This is a genomic window from Ciceribacter sp. T2.26MG-112.2 (genome assembly GCF_900492205.1).
In the GTDB taxonomy this organism is placed as follows: domain Bacteria; phylum Pseudomonadota; class Alphaproteobacteria; order Rhizobiales; family Rhizobiaceae; genus Allorhizobium; species Allorhizobium naphthalenivorans_A.
On the sequence record NZ_UEYQ01000011.1, the window covers coordinates 12,824 to 33,342 of the forward strand.

18 protein-coding genes and 1 other RNA gene are annotated in these 20,519 nt (G+C 64.0%); 18 read left to right on the plus strand and 1 reads right to left on the minus strand.

Annotation, left to right across the window (positions count from 1 at the left end):
• Positions 1–12 precede the first annotated feature (12 nt).
• On the minus strand, positions 13–888 hold the full coding sequence (locus DYZ14_RS15505) for a DMT family transporter (protein WP_154721519.1): 876 nt from the start codon (positions 886–888) through the stop codon (positions 13–15).
• A gap of 236 nt (positions 889–1,124) precedes the next feature.
• On the opposite strand from DYZ14_RS15505, the gene DYZ14_RS15510 reads away from it, so the two are divergent.
• The 18 genes from DYZ14_RS15510 to DYZ14_RS15595 all read left to right on the plus strand — a co-directional run bounded on the left by DYZ14_RS15510 (position 1,125) and on the right by DYZ14_RS15595 (position 20,462).
• Positions 1,125–1,862, plus strand: coding sequence for a J domain-containing protein (locus DYZ14_RS15510; protein ID WP_154721520.1), 738 nt, complete (start codon positions 1,125–1,127; stop codon positions 1,860–1,862).
• Positions 1,859–2,620, plus strand: a complete 762-nt coding sequence (locus DYZ14_RS15515) for an N-acetylmuramoyl-L-alanine amidase (protein WP_154721521.1) — start codon at positions 1,859–1,861, stop codon at positions 2,618–2,620. The genes DYZ14_RS15510 and DYZ14_RS15515 overlap by 4 nt, the downstream gene beginning before the upstream one ends.
• A 265-nt stretch (positions 2,621–2,885) precedes the next feature.
• Positions 2,886–3,407: a lytic transglycosylase domain-containing protein gene (locus DYZ14_RS15520; protein WP_154721522.1), complete on the plus strand. Its 522-nt coding sequence runs from the start codon at positions 2,886–2,888 to the stop codon at positions 3,405–3,407.
• 188 nt (positions 3,408–3,595) lie between these two features.
• Positions 3,596–4,783 carry an FAD-dependent oxidoreductase gene (locus DYZ14_RS15525; protein WP_154721523.1) on the plus strand — a complete coding sequence of 396 codons (1,188 nt, stop codon included), beginning with the start codon at positions 3,596–3,598 and terminating at the stop codon, positions 4,781–4,783.
• A gap of 82 nt (positions 4,784–4,865) precedes the next feature.
• Positions 4,866–5,264: RNase P RNA component class A (gene rnpB / locus DYZ14_RS15530), an RNA gene on the plus strand.
• Positions 5,265–5,683: 419 nt separating this feature from the next.
• A complete protein-coding gene (gene mraZ / locus DYZ14_RS15535) occupies positions 5,684–6,124 on the plus strand; it encodes a division/cell wall cluster transcriptional repressor MraZ (RefSeq protein ID WP_154721524.1) in 441 nt (146 codons plus the stop codon).
• Between the two features lie 14 nt (positions 6,125–6,138).
• Entirely contained in the window at positions 6,139–7,164 is a 1,026-nt protein-coding gene (gene rsmH, locus DYZ14_RS15540; RefSeq protein ID WP_154721525.1) for a 16S rRNA (cytosine(1402)-N(4))-methyltransferase RsmH, read from the plus strand.
• Positions 7,165–7,167: 3 nt separating this feature from the next.
• Positions 7,168–7,542, plus strand: coding sequence for a cell division protein FtsL (ftsL, locus tag DYZ14_RS15545; RefSeq protein WP_154721526.1), 375 nt, complete (start codon positions 7,168–7,170; stop codon positions 7,540–7,542).
• Positions 7,542–9,296: a peptidoglycan D,D-transpeptidase FtsI family protein gene (locus DYZ14_RS15550; RefSeq protein ID WP_154721527.1), complete on the plus strand. Its 1,755-nt coding sequence runs from the start codon at positions 7,542–7,544 to the stop codon at positions 9,294–9,296. The genes ftsL and DYZ14_RS15550 overlap by 1 nt, the downstream gene beginning before the upstream one ends.
• A gap of 62 nt (positions 9,297–9,358) precedes the next feature.
• The gene (locus DYZ14_RS15555; protein ID WP_154721528.1) at positions 9,359–10,819 is read left to right on the plus strand and encodes a UDP-N-acetylmuramoyl-L-alanyl-D-glutamate--2,6-diaminopimelate ligase; all 1,461 of its coding nucleotides are present in this window, start codon (positions 9,359–9,361) and stop codon (positions 10,817–10,819) included.
• On the plus strand, positions 10,816–12,249 hold the full coding sequence (locus DYZ14_RS15560) for a UDP-N-acetylmuramoylalanyl-D-glutamyl-2,6-diaminopimelate--D-alanyl-D-alanine ligase (protein WP_154721529.1): 1,434 nt from the start codon (positions 10,816–10,818) through the stop codon (positions 12,247–12,249). Before DYZ14_RS15555 ends, DYZ14_RS15560 begins: the two co-directional genes overlap by 4 nt.
• Before the next feature lie 24 nt (positions 12,250–12,273).
• Complete coding sequence (gene mraY, locus DYZ14_RS15565; protein ID WP_154721530.1) at positions 12,274–13,374, plus strand: phospho-N-acetylmuramoyl-pentapeptide-transferase; 1,101 nt, start codon at positions 12,274–12,276, stop codon at positions 13,372–13,374.
• Between the two features lie 7 nt (positions 13,375–13,381).
• Positions 13,382–14,791 (plus strand): UDP-N-acetylmuramoyl-L-alanine--D-glutamate ligase, encoded by a 1,410-nt coding sequence (gene murD / locus DYZ14_RS15570; RefSeq protein ID WP_154721531.1) that lies wholly within the window; start codon positions 13,382–13,384, stop codon positions 14,789–14,791.
• A 1-nt stretch (position 14,792) separates the two neighbouring features.
• Positions 14,793–15,947, plus strand: a complete 1,155-nt coding sequence (gene ftsW / locus DYZ14_RS15575; protein ID WP_154721532.1) for a putative lipid II flippase FtsW — start codon at positions 14,793–14,795, stop codon at positions 15,945–15,947.
• A 6-nt stretch (positions 15,948–15,953) separates the two neighbouring features.
• Positions 15,954–17,075 carry an undecaprenyldiphospho-muramoylpentapeptide beta-N-acetylglucosaminyltransferase gene (gene murG, locus DYZ14_RS15580; protein WP_154721533.1) on the plus strand — a complete coding sequence of 374 codons (1,122 nt, stop codon included), beginning with the start codon at positions 15,954–15,956 and terminating at the stop codon, positions 17,073–17,075.
• Positions 17,072–18,484 carry a UDP-N-acetylmuramate--L-alanine ligase gene (gene murC, locus DYZ14_RS15585; RefSeq protein ID WP_154721534.1) on the plus strand — a complete coding sequence of 471 codons (1,413 nt, stop codon included), beginning with the start codon at positions 17,072–17,074 and terminating at the stop codon, positions 18,482–18,484. The genes murG and murC overlap by 4 nt, the downstream gene beginning before the upstream one ends.
• 1 nt (position 18,485) lies before the next feature.
• Positions 18,486–19,460 carry a UDP-N-acetylmuramate dehydrogenase gene (murB, locus tag DYZ14_RS15590; protein ID WP_154721535.1) on the plus strand — a complete coding sequence of 325 codons (975 nt, stop codon included), beginning with the start codon at positions 18,486–18,488 and terminating at the stop codon, positions 19,458–19,460.
• Between the two features lie 147 nt (positions 19,461–19,607).
• The gene (locus DYZ14_RS15595) at positions 19,608–20,462 is read left to right on the plus strand and encodes a GGDEF domain-containing protein (RefSeq protein WP_154721536.1); all 855 of its coding nucleotides are present in this window, start codon (positions 19,608–19,610) and stop codon (positions 20,460–20,462) included.
• Positions 20,463–20,519: the final 57 nt, after the last annotated feature.

Genomic DNA, 20,519 nt, shown 5'->3' on the forward strand with positions numbered 1-20,519 from the left:
AAAGGGAAAAGTTCAGGAAATACGGGCCTTTCGGCCGAGCCAGACGACGAAGGCGACGGCGATCGCGAATATAATCGTTTCAATGCCGATGTGCTCGCCGAGCAGGATCGCGGAAAACAGCAGCGTGACGAAAGTCTGCATCAGCTGGATCTGCGCGACGCGCGAAATGCCGCCGATCGCCAGCCCCGCGTTCCAGAAGATGAAGCCGCCGAACATCGACAGCAGGCCGTGGTAGAGAAGCGCGCCGATCGCGGCCTGGCCCGGCGCCGTGACACCGCTCGAAAAGGTCAGCACCGCGCCGACCAGCGACAGCGGCAGCATGACGACCAGCGCCCAGGAGATGACCTCCCAGCCAGACAGTCGGCGCGCCAGCCGAGCGGACAGCACGTAGCCGAGTGAGGCCGAGACGGCGGAGGCGAGCAGCCAGAGGTCGCCGACCTCGAGATGGAAACCGCTCTGGCGGGCGGAAAAGGCGACGACGAGGGCCGCTCCGGCCACGCCGCAGAGCCAGAAGACCGGACTTGGCCGCTCCCCGTCGACGATGACGGCGAAGATCGAGGTGAGCAGCGGCAGCAGACCCAGCACGACGCCGCCATGGGCGGCCGGCAGGCTCTGCATGGCGATCGAGGAGAAGATCGGAAAACCGAAGACGAGGCAGATGCCGGCGAGGAACAGGGCCGGGAAGGCGCCGCGCGGCCATCGTTTGCCGAGCACGAGAAGCGCCGTGCCCGCCGCCGCCGAGGCGATCACTGCACGGCCGAAGGTGATGAACAGCGGCGAGAAGCCGTCAAGGGCGATGCGGGTCATCGGCAGGGTGAGCCCGAAGATGGTGACGCCGATCGCGCCGAGGACGAGGCCGAGCGCAGGAGAGGGGATTGCCGATTTCATGCGGGCTCCGCTTGGAGGAAATGCGGCGGTGGTCGCATGAGACAGACGAATAGTCCAATCAATCCGCGAGATGGACCGGCGGTCGTGCCAAAGGGATCCGATGGCCGCCGGCCTGGCCGAAGGGGATGGATACATCGTCGCGATTCAGCGTTTCGCAATCGAACGTGAATAAAGTTTAATGTCCGGCAGGGCCTGTCCGGCTTGCTTTTTCCGGCGATATTTGGTCAAGCTCGCTCATGATTATCGATTTCGCCTGCGAACAGATCGCGTCGTTGTGGGATCGTCTGCTGGGCGCTATCGGCGATGCGGCGGGCAGCGTCCTGTCGGGCATGGTCGAGGCGGTCCGCACGGTTTTCGAGGGCGATCCCGAAACCCGCCGTCGTGTGTCCTTCTCCGTTGCGATCATCGCCTTGTCCGCCAAGATGGCGAAGGCCGACGGTATTGTCACCGTCGCCGAGGTCGATGCCTTCCGCAGCATCTTCGATTTCCCCGAGGAGGAGGGCAAGAACGTCGCCCGGCTTTACAACCTGGCGCGCCAGGATGTTGCCGGCTACGAAGCCTATGCCGAGAAGCTCGCGAAGCTCTGCCGGACCTGCGAAAACTTCTGCCCCGTGCTCGAGGACATCGTCGACGCGCTGTTCCACATCGCCAAGGCCGATGGCTTGCTGCACGAGAAGGAAATGGATTTCCTGGCGCGCATCGCCGAGATCTTCGGGATAACCGAGGAGCGCTTCCAGACCATCACCGAGCGGCACCTGCACCTCGACGGCGATCCGTATGGCGTGCTCGGCGTCCAGCGGTCTGACGATTTCGCCACCATTCGCAAGCGTTACCGGGCGCTGGCCGCGGAGCACCATCCCGACCGGCTGCATGCCCGCGGCGTGCCGTCGGAGTTCCACGCCGTGGCGCATCATCGCATGGCCAAGCTCAACGCCGCCTATTCGGCAATCGAGAAAGAGCGCCGCGCCGCATGACGCCGTTCACCGCCGATTTCGCCGGCGCAACCGTCATGCCGTCGCCCAATTGCGGCGAACGGGCAGGCGGTGATCGCCCCGACATGATCATACTGCACTATACCGGGATGCCGGAACATGAGGCGGCGCTCGCCTGGCTGTGCAATCCCGAAAGCCAGGTTTCCAGCCACTATTTCGTCCATGAGGACGGCCGGATCGTGCAGATGGTGCCGGAGAACCGTCGCGCCTGGCATGCGGGAAAAAGCTTCTGGGCGGGCGAAACCGACATCAATTCGCGCTCGATCGGCATCGAGATTGCCAATGCCGGGCACCCGGCGGGGCTCCCCGCGTTCCCTGAAAAGCAGATCGAAGCGGTCATCGAATTGTGTCTCGATTGCGGCCAGAGGCTCCATATCGCCCCGGAACGCGTGCTGGCGCACTCCGATGTGGCGCCCGTTCGCAAGGTCGATCCGGGCGAAAATTTCCCCTGGGGACGGCTTCATGCGGCGGGCGTCGGCCACTTCGTCGAGCCGGTGCCCGTGCAGGGCGGACGGTTTTTCCAGAAGGGCGACCATGGGCAACCCGTCGAAGCCTTGCAGTCGATGTTGTCGCTCTATGGTTACGACATTGATATTACCGGAGATTATTCCGACAAGACCGAAGGCGTCGTGGCTGCGTTCCAGCGCCATTTCCGCCCCGAACGGGTGGACGGGATCGCCGACATGTCGACCATCGAGACCCTGCATCGGCTGCTCGCGACGCTGCCGCGCTACACCTGAAATTTGGGTCGCGAGCGAGCGCCTTTTGGCCGGCCGGCCAAACGCGCGAAACGCCAATTTGTTGCATCGCCACACGAATTCCCTATTTCGCCGCTCTAAAGAACGAACTGAACGGCGGCACGGGCACCCAGATTTTGCGGACCGTGTTTGCGAATATCAACGATGAGAGCATGGGCGACGCCTGACCGATCGGTCGGGCGAACGAGGAAGATTGCGTCCTGAGCGGACGTTCGCCCACCTTTCTGGTTCGGAGACTGACTTTTACATGATGAAGCGAATTGTTGCTGCTGCGGCATGCCTCGGTATTCTTTTGTCCTCGTCCATGACGGCCTTCGCCGGCGATGACGAGCGTAGCTTCAAGGCTTCGATCAAGACGGTGAAGCGGGAGGCCGGCTATCCGGCGCCTTCCTTCTCCAAAAGCCCCTATACGAGCCTGATTTCCAAATACGCCAAGACCTACGGCGTTCCGGTGGCACTCGCCCACGCGGTGGTCAGGGTCGAGAGCAATTTCAATCCCAAGGCACGCGGCAGCGCCGGCGAGATCGGTCTCATGCAGATCAAGCCGGCCACGGCCCGGATGATGGGCTATTCGGGCTCTTCCAAGGGCCTGTACGACCCCGAAACCAACATCCGCTACGGCATGAAGTATCTGTCGATGGCGCATGACCTGGGCAATGGCCAGACCTGCTCGACCATCCTGAAGTACAATGCCGGCCATGGCGCCAAGCGGATGAACCCGGTCTCCAAGCGCTATTGCGGCAAGGTGCAGGCCCTGTTGGCATCGTAATCCCGTCGTAATCCCCCTTGGCGGCGCGACGAGCGGTCGCGCTGCCTTCGCGCCTGCCCGAGGGGCGCCCGCTCGTCCCGTCTCGCGGCAGGCCCTGCGATATGCAAACTCCCCCAAAGATTCGGCTCTTGCCGACAAGGCCCTGATCGGCAAGAAGCTTGTCGCGATGTTTCGACAGGGATTGCGACATGACCGACAGGTTCAACTTCATCATCATCGGTTGCGGCATGCTGGGCTCGGCCGCCGCCCGTCATCTCGCTCAGCAGGTGGACGGGGTCGCCCTGATCGGCCCCGACGAGCCGAAGGACGCCGCCCGGCACGAGGGCGTGTTCGCCAGTCACTACGACGAGGCGCGCATTACCAGGACGATCGACACCGATCCGGTCTGGGCGTTGCTGGCGAAGCGATCGATCGCCCGTTACGGCGCGATTGCCAAAGAGAGCGGCATCGATTTCTTCCACGAAACCGGTTGCCTGATGGTCGGGCCGCCGCGCGGCGGCGCCGATCCCTATGTCGCCGACATTTGCCGTGCCGCGGAGCGGGTCGGCGCTCAGACCCGCATTCTCGATGCAGCCGCCCTGGGGGAACGCTTTCCATACTTTGACTTCGGCACGGGCTGCGAGGGCGTGTTCGAGGCGGTCGGGGCCGGCTATGTCAATCCGCGTCGCCTGGTCGAGGCGCAGTCGGTGCTGGCGCGGCGCGCGGGCGCGACACTCATTCGCGCAACGGTCGTCGCCACGCGCGAGACCGACGACGGGGTCGTGGTCACGACGGCGGACGGGCAGGAGATCCGCGGTGAAAAGGTTCTGGTCGCGGCCGGCGGATTCTCCATTGCGGAGAATCTCTTGCCCAAGCCGGTTGATCTGTCGGTTTATGCTCGCACCGTCGCCTTCTTCGAAATCCCGGATGACGAGCTTTCCCGCTATGCCGGCATGCCGTCGCTCATCCATCAGCCCGACGATCCGCATGACCACATCTATCTCCTGCCGCCGGTGCGCTATCCGGACGGCAAGACCTATCTGAAGATCGGCGGCGATCCGGACGATCTGGCGCTTGCAACCGAGCCGGAGGTCCGAGCCTGGTTCAGGAGCGGCGGACGGGAGAGCACGCGCGACCATCTCAAGCGAATCATCGACCGTCTCATTCCGGGCCTTTCCGCGGCGCCCCTCAGCATGGGCGCCTGCGTCACGACTTTCACCCCGAACAACTACCCGGCGATTGGCTATGCCAGCGACCGGGTCGCCGTGCTGACCGGCGGCTGCGGAGCGGCCGCCAAGAGTTCGGACGAAATCGGCCGGCTCGGCGCGGAACTGCTGATCGGCGGCGGTCTGGACGAGGCCGCCTATGGCGATGTTTCTCGACCCTCTTTCCGCTGATTGTTCACCATCTGCGGCCATGCGCGCCGCCGGGACCTGTTTTTGGTGGCAATCGCCCGGCCGCTCGGTTAAGGACGCGGTGCCAGTTGGCCGGGCAGCCGCGCTTTACCAATGCCGAAAGGCGGTAGGGTGAGGAAAGTCCGGGCTCCACGGAAACACGGTGCCGGATAACGTCCGGCGGGGGCGACCTCAGGGAAAGTGCCACAGAAAGCAAACCGCCTCGCTCGCGAGGTAAGGGTGAAAGGGTGGGGTAAGAGCCCACCGCGTCGCTGGCAACAGGGACGGCACGGTAAACCCCACCGGGAGCAAGACCGAATAGGGATGACGCGGGTCACGCGCAAGCGCGGCCACAGCCTGTTTCCGGGCCAGTCATCCGGGTGGGTTGCGTGAGGCAGCGTGCAAGCGCTGTCCCAGATGAATGGCTGCCACGTTCCGGGAAACCGGAGCCATACAGAACCCGGCTTACAGGCCAACTGGCAATTTTCTCCCCGTTTTCGTCGCGAATTCTCCGCAGAATCAGCCGGGAAATCCAATGCGCTGAAAAAGCTTCACAATTTCGTCTCGCCCCTGACCAGCTTCGATCAAGGTCGAGCGTGATAAAGCATTGGTCCGACGGGCATTTCTAACCATTCGTTAAGCTTAACCGCTTATCAATATTTGATCCCGTTTCAGGGTCGTGAAGTCCTCTGTCCCATTGACGCCCATATAGTCCCATGTTATCCCATAATCGTACCGTTGAGGGGTCGATCAAGGTCCCGGAAATCGCAATCGAAAGCGGGTCGGTCGCCAGTTGCGACGGGTGGCCAGCGGTTCGGTTTGGCGGATCGGCGGTGCGGGTGGTGTCGAGTTCGCAAGGGTGGCCTGGCCATTCTCTGCAAGAAGGGGGTGCGGTCGGCAGTCATGAACCGCTTCCTGTCCAGCGCGATAAACAGGATCGATGCGAAGGGGCGGGTTTCCGTGCCGGCGGTGTTTCGTGCCGTGCTCGCGCAACGCGATATCCAGGAGCTCTACTGCATCCAGGATTTCGTCTTTCCGGCCATCAGCATCGGTGGTCCGGACCTGCTGGAGCGCTACGAACGGCAGATTTCGGCGGAGGACCCCTTCGCGCGGGAAGGCAACGAGATGTCGCTGCTGGTGCATGGCGGTGGGGTCTTCATGAAGCTCGATGCCGAGGGGCGTCTCATGGTCACGGATTTCATCCGCGACTTCACCGGCATCACGGCGGAGGTTTGCTTCGTCGGGCGCTCGGATCATTTTCAGCTTTGGCAACCGCAGGCGTTCCACGAGGCGCAGGTGGCTGCGAGGGAAGCGCGCAGGCTGCGAGGGCTGCATGCTTCATAAGACGGGGAAACGGAATGGCGGCGAATCCAGGCGGAGGTTCTTCTGATGCTGGTGGCGGACCGGTTCGCCACATTCCGGTCCTCCTCGGCGAGGTTCTGGCCGCGCTCGAGGCGGCGCCGGGCAAGGTCATTCTCGACGGCACCTTCGGTGCCGGCGGCTATACCACTGCGATCCTCGAGGCCGGCGCCGACGTCATAGCGCTCGATCGCGACCCGACGGCAATCGCCGCGGGGCAGGCGCTCGTCGCCGCGCATCGCGGTCGTCTCAAGCTCCATCACACGCAATTCTCTCATCTGGCGGACTATGCGCCACAAGGCGGTCTTGACGGCGTCGTGCTCGATATCGGCGTCTCGTCGATGCAGATCGACGAGGCCGAGCGCGGCTTCTCGTTCCAGCGGAACGGCCCACTCGACATGCGCATGTCGGGCGCCGGCGTTTCCGCCGCCGACGTCGTCAATCGCGCCAAGGTCGGCGACCTCATTCGCATCTTCGGCTTTCTCGGCGAGGAGAAACAGGCGGGGCGCATCGCCCGTGCCATCGAGAAACAGCGCCTCAAGGAACCGTTCCGCACCACACGCGACCTCGCCGGGCTGATCGAGATCGTCACCCCGCGCAAGGCCAAGGACAAGATCCATCCGGCGACCCGGGTCTTCCAGGCGCTGCGGGTCTTCGTCAATGACGAGCTCGGCGAACTTGCCCAGGCGCTGTTTGCCGCTGAGCAGGTGCTGAAGCCTGGTGGGCGGCTGGTGGTCGTCACCTTCCATTCGCTGGAAGACCGGATCGTCAAGAAGTTCTTCTCCGAGCGCTCGGGCAAGGCCTCCGGCTCGCGGCACCTGCCGATGGTGCATGAGCGGGCGGCAACCTTCGAGCCGATCGGCAAGCCGATGGTGGCGGCCAGCGAGGCTGAGGCGGAGATCAATCCGCGGGCCCGTTCGGCCAAGCTGCGGGCGGGATTGCGCACGGCCGCGCCCGCCGAACGCCCGGACATGGCGATCTTCGACCTGCCCGATCTGGCAAGCCTCGAAAAGCTGGGAGTGTGACCGATGATTAGGACATTCGATCTCCTGCTGATCGGCGCGATGGCGGCCGCGGCCGCCGTGACCTACCAGATCAAGCATCTCGCCGACAACAAGCTCGAGGAAGTCCGGCGGCTGGAGGCCGAGATCAAGCTCGAGAAGGATACGATCGACCTGCTCAAGGCCGACTGGGCGCTCCTGACCCAGCCCAACCGGTTGCAGCGGCTGATCAACGTCTATGGCGCCGAACTGGAGCTTCAACCCACGGCGCCGGACCAGTTGGCGCGGCCCGTCGAACTTCCCATGCCGAAGGATCAACTGCCCAAGCCCGAGGTGGCGGAAGGCACGAAGAGCCAGGATCCCGTCAAGGATCTTATCACAACCGGATCGGTGAAGCCCTGATGACATTCCTCTCGCGAATCATGCTGCTGAAGAGCCAGGCGCATTTCTCGACCGACGTGCAGCGCGGCGGTGGGCCGACGATGAACGGGGCCGCCTTCAAGGGCACTGGAAAGCGCAAGACCGAACTTGCCCGCAAGCGCGTCGGCCTGATGATCGCCGGTTTTGTCGTCGCCTATGGCGTGATCGGTGGACGCCTCGTGCAATATGGCTATGCCCAGCCGGAGGTGACGTCGAGCATCCTTCCGGCCGACCGGCTTATGGCGTCGCGTCCCGACATTCTCGACCGCAATGGCGAGGTCCTGGCGACCGACATCCGCACCGTCTCGCTGTTTGCCGAGCCGCACAAGATCGTCGATCCGGACGAGGCGGTTGAAAAGCTGGCCACCGTACTCACCGACATCGATATCAAGGGCACCTACAAGAAGCTCTCCAACCCCAATTCGCATTTCCAGTGGCTGCGCCGCCAGTTGACCCCCAAGCAGCAGAGCCAGATTCTCGCGCTCGGCATTCCGGGCATCGGCTTTCGCCCGGAGAAGCGCCGCTTTTATCCCGGCGGTTCGACCGCCTCGCACATTGTCGGCTATGTCAACATCGACAATCGCGGCATGGCGGGCATGGAGAAGTATATCGACAACCAGGGGCTCGCCGACCTGCGCGACCTCGGCATGACGAGCAATGCGCCGCTCGAGCCGGTCAGGTTGTCGATCGACCTGCGCGTGCAGAACATCGTGCGCGACGTGCTGGTCAACGCGATCGACAAGTTCAAGGCGCTGGGCGCCGGCGCCATCGTGATCGACGCGAATACCGGCGAGGTCCTCGGCATGGGTTCGCTGCCGGACTTCGACCCGAACAATCCGGCCGCCAGCGCCCAGGAAGGCTGGCTCAACCGGATGACGAACGGTACGTTCGAAATGGGCTCGACCTTCAAGACCTTCACCATCGCCATGGGGCTCGATTCGGGCAAGGTCACCATCAACGACAGCGTGGATGCCCGCTATCCGATCCGCATCGGTGGCTTCACCATCAAGGATTTCCACGGTAAGCACAGGATCCTGACCATCCCGGAAGTCTTCCAGTATTCGTCGAACATCGGCACCGCCAAGGTCGCAGACCTGGTGGGAACGGAGGGCCACAAGGAATTCCTCACCCGCCTCGGCCTGCTGTCCAAGGTCCGCACCGAGCTGCCGGAAGTCGCCATGCCGTCTCAGCCGCGGGAATGGAAGAAGATCAACTCGATCACCATTTCCTTCGGTCACGGCGTCTCGACCACGCCGTTCCAGACGGCCGTTGCCGGCGTTGCCATGGTCAATGGCGGCAGGCTGATCGAGCCGACCTTCCTGCCGCGCACGCGCGAACAGGCCGAGCAATTCTCGACACAGGTCATCCAGCCGTCGACCAGCAAGGACATGCGCTTCCTGTTCGAAACCAATGGCGTCAAGGGGTCGGGCCGCAATGCGCGCGTCGAGGGCTTCAATGTCGGCGGCAAGACCGGTACGGCTGACAAGGTGGTCAACGGCCGCTATGTCGGCGACAAGAACTTCAATGCCTTTCTCGCCGCCTTCCCGATCGATGACCCGAAATATGTGGTGCTGACCTTCATCGACGAACCGAAAACCGACAAGGGCAATGGCGCGGCGCTGGCCGGTACCTCGGCCGCCCCGATGGCGGGCGAGATTATCCGCAGAAGCGCCGCAATTCTCGGTGTAGAACCCAAATACGGGGAAGACGGTTCGGCCTTGCTCGTCTCTTATTGAGCCAATTTCAAATCAGGCGGCGATTCTTTCAGAAACGCCTCCCAGCAGTGGATGAATGATCGATGTTGTTGCGGGATCTGGCGGGCGCGGAATTTCAGGGACAGGTGGACAGGGCCGGCGCTGCCGCCGGCGCCATCGAGATTTCCGGCCTCTCCGCCGATAGCCGCAAGGTCGAGAAGGGCACGCTCTTCGTCGCACTGTCCGGCACCAAGGCGGATGGGGCCGCCTATGTCGCCGATGCCGTTGCGCGTGGTGCCGTCGCCATCGTCGCCGGCCATGCCGTCGATGCCTCCGTTCCTGTTGTCGTCGTCGAAAACCCGCGCCGGTTCCTGGCGGTTGCGGCGGCCGCGTTTTTCGGTCGCCAGCCACCCACCATGGTGGCCGTCACCGGCACGGCCGGGAAGACATCGGTTGCTTCGTTCACGCGGCAGATCTGGGCCGAAGCCGGTCATCTCGCCGCACAGATCGGCACGACCGGCGTCATCTCGCCGAGCCGCAACGACTACGGCTCGCTGACCACGCCGGATCCGATCGGGCTGCACAGGCTGCTTGCCGAACTCGCCGACGAGGGCGTCACCCATGCGGCGATGGAAGCCTCCAGCCATGGTCTCGACCAGAGCCGCCTCGACGGCGTCAGGCTCGCCGCGGCCGCCTTCACCAATCTCGGCCGCGACCACATGGACTATCACCCGACGGTCGAGGACTACATGGCCGCCAAGATGCGGTTGTTCGACACGCTGCTGCCCAAGGGGGCGCCTGCGGTGATCTTTGCCGATGATCCGTGGTCTGCCGAGGCAATCCGGGTGGCGACCGCGGCCGGGCACAAGGTGCTGACGGTCGGTCGCAACGGTCAGTTCCTGGCTTTGAAGCGTGTCGAGCACTTCCGCCACAAGCAGGTTGCCGAAGTGCATTTCGGTGACGCGATTTTCGAGGTGCATATCCCGCTTGCCGGCGATTTCCAGGTCGCCAATGCGCTGGTCGCAGCCGGTCTCGCCATTGCCACCGGCGTCGATGCGGCCGTGGCGATCAAGGCGCTGGAAAAGCTGAAAGGCGCTTCCGGCCGTCTCGAACTGGTCGGGCAGTCGAAGGCCGGGGCGCTCGCCTATGTCGATTACGCCCACAAGCCGGATGCGTTGGAGAACGTGCTCACCTCGGTCCGTCCCTTCACCACCGGCCGTGTGATCACCGTCTTCGGCTGCGGCGGCGACCGCGACAAGGGCAAGCGGCCGATCATGGGCGAGATCGCCTGCCGGCTTGCCGACATCGTCATCGTTACCGACGACAATCCGCGCTCCGAGGTCCCGTCGGTCATCCGTTCGGAGATCATGGCGGCGGCGCCCAAGGCGATCGAGATCGGCGACCGGGCGCAGGCGATACGCGCCGGCGTCGCCATGCTGTCTTCGGGGGACACGTTGATCGTGGCCGGCAAGGGGCATGAGGAGGGCCAGACGGTTGGCGATGTCACGCTGCCGTTCTCGGATCATGCGGAATTGCGCAAAGCACTGGAGGAGTTTGACCATTGACCTTTCTTTGGACGGCGCAGGAAATGATCGAGGCCATGGCGGGTCGCCCCTTCGGGTCGCTGCCCGCGGGGATCACCGGCATATCAATCGACAGCCGGACGATTGCGCCGGGCGAGGCTTTCTTCGCCATCAAGGGCGATCGGGTGGACGGCCATGACTTTGCCAGCCTCGCGATCGCCAACGGTGCTTCGCTTCTCGTCGTCGCCGAATCCAAGCTTCCCGCCCTCGGCCGCCTGACCGTGCCGATGATCGTCGTCGACGACGTGCTGGGCGCCCTTCAGAAGCTGGCGCTGGCAGCCCGTGACCGGAGCTCGGCAACGATCATCGCCGTCACCGGTTCGGTCGGCAAGACGACCACCAAGGAAATGCTGCGGCTGGCGCTGGCGCCCTTCGGCAATGTGCATGCGGCCGTCGCATCCTTCAACAATCACTGGGGCGTGCCGCTGACGCTGGCCCGCATGCCCGTCGACACCCGCTACGGCGTGTTCGAGATCGGCATGAACCATCCGGGCGAAATCGGCCCGCTGTCGCGCATGGTGCGGCCGGATGTGGCGATCATCACCACTATCGCCCCCGCTCATCTGGGCAATTTCTCCGGCATCGAGGAGATCGCCGCCGCCAAGGCCGAGATATTCGAGGGCGTCGTTCCAGGCGGCGACGTGATCCTCAATCGCGACAACAGCCAGTTCGAGTTTCTCGAGCACGCGGCGCAGGCCGCCGGCATCGACAACGTCCACTCCTTCGGCCAGCATGCCAAGGCGGAGTTCCAACTGGCCGAGTTCGACGGCGCCGCCGAGCTTTCCACCGTGTGGTTCAATCATGGTGGCGAGACCCGTGAGGTCGTCATCGGCGCGCCGGGGCAGCACATCGCGGAAAACGCCATGGCGGTGCTCGGAACCGTCTTGCTGGTCGGTGCCGACATCGACGCCGCAATCGAGGCACTGGCGCAGCTTTCTGCCGTCAAGGGCCGCGGCGCGCGCCATCGCCTGTCGATCGGCAATGCGAGCTTCACGCTGATCGACGAGAGCTACAATGCCAACCCGGCCTCGATGCGCGCGGCGATCGCGGTGCTGGCGGCAGCCCAGCCGGAAGGCGAGGGGCGGCGGATCGCGGTCCTCGGCGACATGCTGGAGATGGGCGCTTTCTCGCCTGCGGTTCACGCCGAACTGGCGAGCCCGCTGCTGGCGGCGGGCATCGAGCATGTCTGGCTCGCCGGTTCGGAAATGGCCGCGCTGCGCGACGCCTTGCCCGAGAGCGTCGACATCGAATATCGCGCGACCACGGATGAACTCGTTTCCTTCGTGACCGGCGCCGTCGCTCCGGGTGACGTGGTCATGGTCAAATCCTCGCTCGGCCTCGGTTTCGGCAAGATCGTCTCCGCTCTCCTTGACAAGTATCCGGCATTCCCCGACACGGGGCGCCAAATTTAATCCGGGCTTTTGGAAAGGGCTCCAATGCTGATCTGGCTTGTGGAACTGTCGGACAATTTTCAATTCTTCAACCTGTTCCGTTACATCACGTTCCGCACGGGAGCCGCGCTCCTGACTTCCGCCCTCGTCGTCTTCCTGTTCGGCCCGACGATGATCGCATCGCTGCGCGTCCGTCAGGGCAAGGGCCAGCCGATCCGCGCCGACGGACCGCAGACCCATTTCAAGAAGGCCGGAACGCCCACCATGGGCGGGCTGATGATCCTCGCCGGCATCGTCGTCTCCTCGCTTTTGTGGGCCGATCTTTCCAGCGTCTACGTCGTCTCCACCCTGCTGGTCACGCTCGGCTTTGGCGCCATCGGCTTCTATGACGACTATCTCAAGGTAACGAAGCAGACGGAGAAGGGCTTTTCCGGCAAGGCCCGCCTCGGCATCGAGTTCGTCATTGCCGGCATTGCCGTCTACTTCATGATGACGACGGCGTTGAGCTCCGGACCGCAGGGCTCGACCTTCGGTTCCTCGATCGCCTTTCCCTTCCTCAAGGACTTCAGCATCGATCTCGGCCTGTTCTTCATCGTGTTCGGCGGCTTCGTGATCGTTTCGGCCGGCAATGCGGTCAACCTGACGGACGGCCTCGACGGTCTCGCCATCGTGCCGGTGATGATCGCCGCCGCTTCGTTCGGCATCATCGCCTATCTCACCGGCAATGCGGTGTTCTCCAACTACCTGCAGATCAATTTCGTCCCCGGCACGGGGGAACTGGCGGTCGTGCTCGGCGCTGTGATCGGGGCCGGCCTCGGCTTCCTGTGGTTCAACGCGCCGCCGGCGGCGATCTTCATGGGCGATACCGGCTCGCTGGCGCTCGGCGGCCTGATCGGTTCGGTCGCGGTCGCCACCAAGCACGAGATCGTCATGGCGATCATCGGCGGTCTGTTCGTCGCCGAAACCCTGTCGGTCATCATCCAGGTCGGCTATTTCAAGCTAACCGGCAAGCGCGTCTTCCTGATGGCGCCGATCCACCACCATTTCGAAAAGCTCGGCTGGACCGAAAGCCAGGTGGTGATCCGCTTCTGGATCATCGCGGTCGGGCTGGCCATGCTCGGCCTCTCCACCCTGAAACTGCGGTGAGGGCGCGATGATCCCGGCCACCACGTTCAAGGGCAAGAGAGTAGCGCTGTTCGGCCTCGGCGGCTCGGGCCTCGCCACGGCGACGTCGCTGGTGGCCGGCGGTGCGGATGTCGCCTGCTGGGACGACAATCCCGACAGCGTCGCCAAGGCCAAGGCCGAGGGCATCCCGACCGAGGACCTGCGCGGCATCGACTGGAAGGCCGTCTCCACGCTGGTCCTGTCGCCCGGCGTGCCGCTCACCCATCCCAAGCCCCATTGGTCGGTCGACCTTGCCCGGGCGGAAGGTGTGGACGTGATCGGCGATGTCGAGATCTTCGTGCGCGAGCGCCGGGCGCAAGCGCCGGACTGCCCGTTCATCGCCATCACCGGCACCAACGGAAAGTCGACCACGACGGCACTGATTGCCCATATCCTCCAGTCTTCGGGGCGCGACACCCAGCTCGGCGGCAATATCGGCCGCGCCGTACTGACTCTCGATCCACCGAAAGCCGGGCGCTTCTTCGTCGTCGAGTGCTCGTCCTACCAGATCGATCTGGCCCCGACGCTCAACCCGACCGCCGGAATCCTGCTCAACGTGACGCCGGACCATCTCGATCGCCACGGCACCATCCAGCATTATGCCGACATCAAGGAACGCCTGGTCGCCGGCAGCGGGACGGCGATCGTCGGCGTGGACGACAGCTACTCGGAACGGATCGCCGACCGCGTCGAGCGGGCCGGCACCAGGGTCGTGCGTATTTCCAAGCGCCAGCCGCTGGCCGACGGTCTCTACAATGAGGGTCATCGCATCATCGAGGCGCATGGTGGCGCAACCGCCGTGATTGCTGACCTGAACGGCATCCAGACCCTTCGCGGCGCGCACAATGCGCAGAACGCGGCTGCTGCGATTGCCGCGTGCCTCGCCGTCGGCGTGTCGCCCGACGAGGTGAGGGCGGGGCTGAAATCCTTTGCCGGCCTGAAGCATCGCATGCAGCCGGTCGGACAGCGTGGCCGGGTCGTCTTCGTCAATGATTCGAAAGCCACCAACGCGGAAGCCGCGGCCCCGGCGCTGTCGAGCTATGAGCGGATCTACTGGATCGCCGGCGGCCTGCCGAAGGAGGGCGGGATCGCCAGCCTGTCGCCGCTCTTTTCGCGCATTGCCAAGGCCTATCTGATCGGCGAGGCGGCGTCCGCCTTCGCCTCGACGCTCGGCAATGCCGTGCCTTACGAAATCTCCGGGACAATGGAAAAGGCTGTCGCCCATGCGGCGGCCGATGCGGCCATGGAAAATAACCCGGTTGCCGTGATGTTATCCCCGGCTTGCGCAAGCTTCGACCAGTACAAGAACTTCGAAGTCAGAGGTGATGCCTTCGTCGGCCACGTCGCGGCCCTCGACGGAGTGACGATGCTGGTCGACGTGCCCAAGGGAGGCAATTGACATGGTAAGCCGCGTTGAGAGAGGTCCGGTCGCCGACTGGTTCTGGACAATCGACCGCCTGTTCATGATCACCTTCATCCTCTTGATGGGGATCGGGTTCATGCTCTCCTTCGCGGCGTCACCGGCGGTCGCCGAACGCCTTAACCTCGACAGTTTCCACTTCGTCAAGCGACATGCCGCCTTCATGCTGCCGGCGCTCGGCGTGATGATCGGGCTTTCCTTTCTCACCCCTCGCCAGGTGCGCCGGACGGCCATGGTTATCCTGGCGATGTCGCTGCTGATGATGGTGGCAGCGCTGTTCTTTGGCATCGAGGTCAAGGGCGCGCGGCGCTGGATCACCCTTGCCGGCATCTCCATCCAGCCGTCCGAATTCATGAAGCCGGCATTTGTCGTCATCTGCGCCTGGCTGTTTGCCGAGCACGCGCGCCAGCCGGAAATCCCCGGCAATCTGTTCGCCATCATCCTGTTCGGCATCGTCGCCGCTCTGCTCGTCGCCCAGCCCGACCTTGGCCAGACCATCCTGATCTCGGCCGTCTGGGGCGGCATGTTCTTCATGGCCGGCATGCCCTGGCTGTGGATCACGCTGCTCGGCGGCATTGGCGTCGCCGGCGTGTTCGGCGCCTACCTGACCCTGCCGCACGTCGCCGGCCGTATCGACCGCTTCCTGACCGGCGAGGGTGACACCTTCCAGGTGGACACCGCCCGCCAGGCGATCATCCGCGGCGACTGGTTCGGCCAGGGGCCGGGCGAGGGGATCGTCAAGCGGATCATCCCGGACAGTCACACCGACTTCATCTTCTCGGTCGCGGCCGAGGAGTTCGGCATCTTCTTCTGCATGGTCCTCGTTTCGATCTTCGCCTTCCTTGTCATCCGCGGCCTTAGTCACGCCTTCAAGGAGCGCAACGACTTCAACCGTTTCGCCGTCGCCGGTCTGGTGCTGCTGATCGGCACGCAGTCGATGATCAATATCGGCGTCAACCTCGAACTGCTGCCGGCCAAGGGCATGACGCTGCCGCTCATCTCCTATGGCGGCTCGTCGATGGTGGCGATCTGCGTCACGGCCGGCTTCATCCTGGCCCTGACACGACGGCGGCCGGAAAAGCGAGCCCAGGAGCGCAGCCTGTTTCGCGCCGTTCACGGCGTTCCGGCGGAGTAAGTCGTCATGACAAAAGGCATCATCCTGCTTGCCGCCGGCGGAACCGGCGGCCATCTCTTTCCGGCCGAGGCTTTAGGGCACCTGCTCGCAGAGCGCGGCTATTCGGTCCACCTCGTCACCGACAGCCGCGCGGAGCGCTATGCCGGCACCTTCCCGGCCGAGGCGATCCACACGGTTGCCTCCGCGACCATCGGCTCGAAGAACCCGATTGCGGTCGCGCGGGCTCTACTGTCGCTGTGGAAGGGATTTCGCCAGGCAAAGCAGCTCATTCGGACGTTGAAGCCGAAGGCCGTGATCGGTTTCGGCGGCTATCCGACGGTGCCGCCGCTTCTGGCCGCCGCAGGCCTCGGCGTCCCGACCCTGGTGCATGAACAGAATGCCGTGATGGGGCGCGCCAACAAGGCGCTCGCCTCGCGGGTCAGGGCGATCGCCGGCGGCTTCCTGCCAGAGGGCGGTACCTATGCGGACAAGACGGTGGTGACCGGAAACCCGGTGCGTCCGGCGGTCATTGCCGCTTCCTCGGTCGCCTATTCAGCTTCACAGCCGGGCCAGCCGTTCCGCCTCGTGGTGTTCGGCGGCAGCCAGGGCGCGCAGTTCTTCTCCTCGGCGGTGCCGAACGCCATCAGCCTGCTGGATGCTTCGCTGCGAAACCGCCTGGCGGTCACCCAGCAGGCGCGGCCCGAGGATGCCGAGCGCGTCACGGGTTGCTACCAGAAGCTTGGCGTTCCGGCTGAGGTGTCGCCCTTCTTCAACGACATGGCGGGACGGATCGCCGCTGCCCACCTGCTGATCTGCCGGTCCGGCGCCTCGACCGTCTCCGAGCTTTCCGTGATCGGCCGGCCGTCGATCCTCGTGCCCTATCCCTATGCGCTCGACCATGACCAGGCGGCCAATGCCGCGGCACTGGCGGGCGCGGGCGGGGCAAGCGTGATTGCCCAGTCCGAACTCTCGCCCGAGCGTCTGGCGCAGTTGCTGACCAGCGCCATGCAGGAGCCGGAAAGGCTGGCACGCATGGCGGATGCGGCGAAAACCGCGGGAAAGCCGGATGCAACGCGCTTGCTCGCCGATCTGGTTGAGTCTATTGCGGCAGGCAAGAATATCGCTCACGTGAAGGGAGCCAATTCATGAAGATGCCGACCTCCATCGGGCTCGTCCATTTCATCGGCATCGGTGGGATCGGGATGAGCGGCATTGCCGAAGTGCTGCACAATCTCGGCCACCGCGTCCAGGGGTCGGACCAGTCCGACGGGGCCAATGTCCAGCGCCTGCGCGCCAAGGGCATCGAGGTCTTCGTCGGGCACAAGGCCGAGAACCTCGGTGATACGGAAGTGGTGGTCGTTTCGACCGCGATTCGGAAGGACAATCCCGAACTCGTCGCGGCCCGCGAAAAGCTGCTGCCGATCGTGCGCCGGGCGGAAATGCTGGCCGAACTGATGCGCTTCCGCAATGCGATCGCCATCGGCGGCACGCATGGCAAGACGACGACGACCTCGATGGTTGCAGCACTGCTCGATGCCGGCGGGCTCGACCCGACGGTCATCAATGGCGGCATCATCAATGCCTATGGCACCAATGCCCGCATGGGCGAGGGCGAATGGATGGTGGTGGAGGCCGACGAATCGGACGGCACCTTTCTCAAGCTTCCGGCTGAAGTGGCGATCGTCACCAATATCGATCCCGAGCATCTCGACCACTACGGCAATTTCGATGCGGTGCGCGCCGCCTTCCGGCAGTTCGTCGAGAACGTGCCGTTCTACGGCTTCGGTGTGATGTGCCTCGACCATCCGGAAGTGCAGGCACTGGTCGGCCGCATCGAGGACCGCAAGGTCATCACCTATGGCGAAAACCCGCAGGCCGACGTGCGCTATTCGAACGTCCGGCTCGAAGGTACGCATTCGATCTTCGACGTCGAGATCCGCCGTCGGCGCACCGGCCGCGTGTTCAATTTCAAGGACCTCCGGCTGCCCATGCCGGGTCGCCACAACGTCGCCAATGCCTGCGCCGCGATTGCGGTCGCCAACCGGCTCGACATTCCGGAAGAGGCGATCCGCAAGGGCCTTTCGTCCTTCGGCGGCGTCAAGCGACGCTTTACGCTCACCGGAACCTGGAACGGCGTGCAGGTGTTCGATGACTACGGCCACCATCCGGTCGAGATCAAGGCGGTGCTCAAAGCCGCGCGTGAAGCCTGCCAGGGCCGCATTATCGCCGTCCACCAGCCGCATCGCTATTCGCGCCTGTCGAGTCTGTTCGAGGATTTCGCCAACTGCTTCAACGATGCCGACACGCTGTTGCTTGCTCCGGTCTATGCCGCAGGCGAAGACCCGATCGAAGGCGCCACCGCAGAAGCCCTGGTCGAGCGTATCCGCGCCGGTGGCCATCGCGACGCGCGCTATCTGACGTCGTCCGACCAACTCGCACCGATCGTGGCGGGCATTGCACAACCGGGTGATTTCGTGATTCTGTTGGGAGCAGGTAACATCACGCAATGGGCGGCGGCTCTGCCCCGCGAACTGGAAGCGTTGTCAGGAAAGTCTTGAAATGAAGCAGGTGGATGGGGAAAAGCTGCTGGCCTCGCTCGGGCCGGGTGTGGATCAATTGCGTGGTCGTCTGACGCCGGATGCCCCGATGGATCGCGTCACCTGGTTCCAGGCCGGCGGTCTTGCCGAACTGATGTTCCAGCCGCACGACACGGACGACCTCGTCGCGTTCCTGAAGCTGCTGCCCGAAGAGGTGCCGCTCACCGTCGTCGGCGTCGGCTCCAACCTTCTGGTGCGTGACGGCGGCATTCCGGGCGTGGTCATCCGTCTGTCGGCCAAGGGTTTTGGCCAGGTTGAGCTTGCCGGCGAAAACCGTATCCGCGCCGGCGCGATCTGCCCGGACAAGCACATCGCCGCGATGGCCATGGACCACAATATCGGTGGCTTCCACTTCTACTACGGCATTCCCGGCTCGATCGGCGGGGCGATCCGCATGAATGCGGGCGCCAATGGCGGGGAGACCGCCGAGCGTCTGATCGAGGTCGAGGCCGTCGACCGCCAGGGTAACGTGCATGTGCTCTCGAAGGCCGAGATGAGCTACAGCTATCGCCATTCGGCGGCACCGGAGGGGCTGATCTTCACCAGCGCGCTTTTCGAAGGCTATCCGGAAGAAAAGGCCAAGATCCGCGCCGACATGGATGCCGTGCGTCACCATCGCGAGACGGTCCAGCCGGTCAAGGAAAAGACCGGCGGCTCGACCTTCAAGAACCCGCCCGGTCACTCGGCCTGGGAACTGATCGACCAGGCCGGTTGCCGTGGGCTGATGATCGGTGGGGCGCAGATGTCGTCGCTGCACTGCAATTTCATGATCAATGTCGGCCATGCCACGGCCTATGATCTCGAATATCTCGGCGAGACCGTGCGCCAGCGCGTGTTCGAGCATGCCGGCATCAAGCTCGAATGGGAAATCAAGCGCATCGGCATCTTCATGCCGGGCCGCGAGGTCAAGCCCTTCCACGGCGTCACGACGGCCTGAGATACGGGGCAGGGCGGGACACCCCATCCATCCCGGTGCCCGGCGTTCGGCTGTCGCAGGTCGGCGAATAAAAGCGAATCGCCTCCCTGCCCGCGACGAATTGTTAAGCGGCTCCCCCTATGCTTTCATGGGTTTGCGGAGTGGCTCATGGAAAATGCAACGAAGAACTGGATCGTCGGCCAGCTGACGCTCGGGGAGTTTGCCAGCCGCGGTGCAGTGATTTCACGCGCCGGTTGGATGGCGGTGAAGATCGCGGTCCTCGCCTATGTCCTCAATGTCTGCGCCCATTTCGGCCTCGTCGCCTTCGACCTTCTGCCTTACGATCTCGCGCCGGCGCTGGTGATCGCCACCGTGCTGACGCCCCCGGTCTCCTTCGTCGTCGCGGTCATCGCCTATGCGGTTGTCGGCTTTGCCATCTACGATCTCGGCATCTCGCGTGCCGAATTCGAGCGGATCAGCCGCATCGACATGCTGTCGGGCCTGCTCAACCGCCGTGCCTTCCAGAGGGCTTTCGACGACGGCAAGGGCGATGTCTCCCTCGTCCTTTTCGACATCGATCGCTTCAAGACGATCAACGATACCTTCGGTCATTCGGTCGGCGACGAGGTGATCGCTGCCGTGGCGGAGGTCATCCGGGAGGGGTTTGGCGATTCGGAGGTCTGCGCGCGGATAGGCGGCGAGGAATTCGCGGTATTGTGGCCAGCTTCGGGTGTCGAGACGATCACCGAACGGGCCGAGCATGTCCGCCGCCGGGTCGCCGCACTCGACATTCCCTGCAATGGTCGTCGCGTCAAGGTGACGATTTCGGGCGGCGTTGCGGACCTGCCGAATGGTCGCAGCTTTAACGAAATCTTCTCCGAGGCCGATCGTGCGCTCTATGTGGCGAAGGCCGGTGGGCGCGACAGAATCGTTAGCCACCGCGACATCGACTCGCTTTCGACCGGCATGATCAAGCTACCGACGGCTCTCGCCGGTGCCGAACCGAGCCGCCGGGTAGGCTGACCCAATCTCCGCATTTTCTGGAAAAGTCGTTGATACGCAAGGGTTTGCGATCCTGAT

Bases quoted from the DNA above. Each gene is read 5' to 3' on its own strand.
- DYZ14_RS15505 (WP_154721519.1), bottom strand. From the start codon at position 888: ATGAAATCGGCAATCCCCTCTCCTGCGCTCGGCCTCGTCCTCGGCGCG.
- murB (WP_154721535.1), top strand. From the start codon at position 18,486: ATGAAGCAGGTGGATGGGGAAAAGCTGCTGGCCTCGCTCGGGCCGGGT.
- DYZ14_RS15525 (WP_154721523.1), top strand. From the start codon at position 3,596: ATGACCGACAGGTTCAACTTCATCATCATCGGTTGCGGCATGCTGGGC.
- DYZ14_RS15510 (WP_154721520.1), top strand. From the start codon at position 1,125: ATGATTATCGATTTCGCCTGCGAACAGATCGCGTCGTTGTGGGATCGT.
- DYZ14_RS15550 (WP_154721527.1), top strand. From the start codon at position 7,542: ATGACATTCCTCTCGCGAATCATGCTGCTGAAGAGCCAGGCGCATTTC.
- murD (WP_154721531.1), top strand. From the start codon at position 13,382: ATGATCCCGGCCACCACGTTCAAGGGCAAGAGAGTAGCGCTGTTCGGC.
- rsmH (WP_154721525.1), top strand. From the start codon at position 6,139: ATGGCGGCGAATCCAGGCGGAGGTTCTTCTGATGCTGGTGGCGGACCG.
- DYZ14_RS15515 (WP_154721521.1), top strand. From the start codon at position 1,859: ATGACGCCGTTCACCGCCGATTTCGCCGGCGCAACCGTCATGCCGTCG.
- mraZ (WP_154721524.1), top strand. From the start codon at position 5,684: ATGAACCGCTTCCTGTCCAGCGCGATAAACAGGATCGATGCGAAGGGG.
- DYZ14_RS15595 (WP_154721536.1), top strand. From the start codon at position 19,608: ATGGAAAATGCAACGAAGAACTGGATCGTCGGCCAGCTGACGCTCGGG.
- DYZ14_RS15555 (WP_154721528.1), top strand. From the start codon at position 9,359: ATGTTGTTGCGGGATCTGGCGGGCGCGGAATTTCAGGGACAGGTGGAC.
- ftsW (WP_154721532.1), top strand. From the start codon at position 14,793: ATGGTAAGCCGCGTTGAGAGAGGTCCGGTCGCCGACTGGTTCTGGACA.
- murC (WP_154721534.1), top strand. From the start codon at position 17,072: ATGAAGATGCCGACCTCCATCGGGCTCGTCCATTTCATCGGCATCGGT.
- ftsL (WP_154721526.1), top strand. From the start codon at position 7,168: ATGATTAGGACATTCGATCTCCTGCTGATCGGCGCGATGGCGGCCGCG.
- DYZ14_RS15520 (WP_154721522.1), top strand. From the start codon at position 2,886: ATGATGAAGCGAATTGTTGCTGCTGCGGCATGCCTCGGTATTCTTTTG.
- mraY (WP_154721530.1), top strand. From the start codon at position 12,274: ATGCTGATCTGGCTTGTGGAACTGTCGGACAATTTTCAATTCTTCAAC.
- murG (WP_154721533.1), top strand. From the start codon at position 15,954: ATGACAAAAGGCATCATCCTGCTTGCCGCCGGCGGAACCGGCGGCCAT.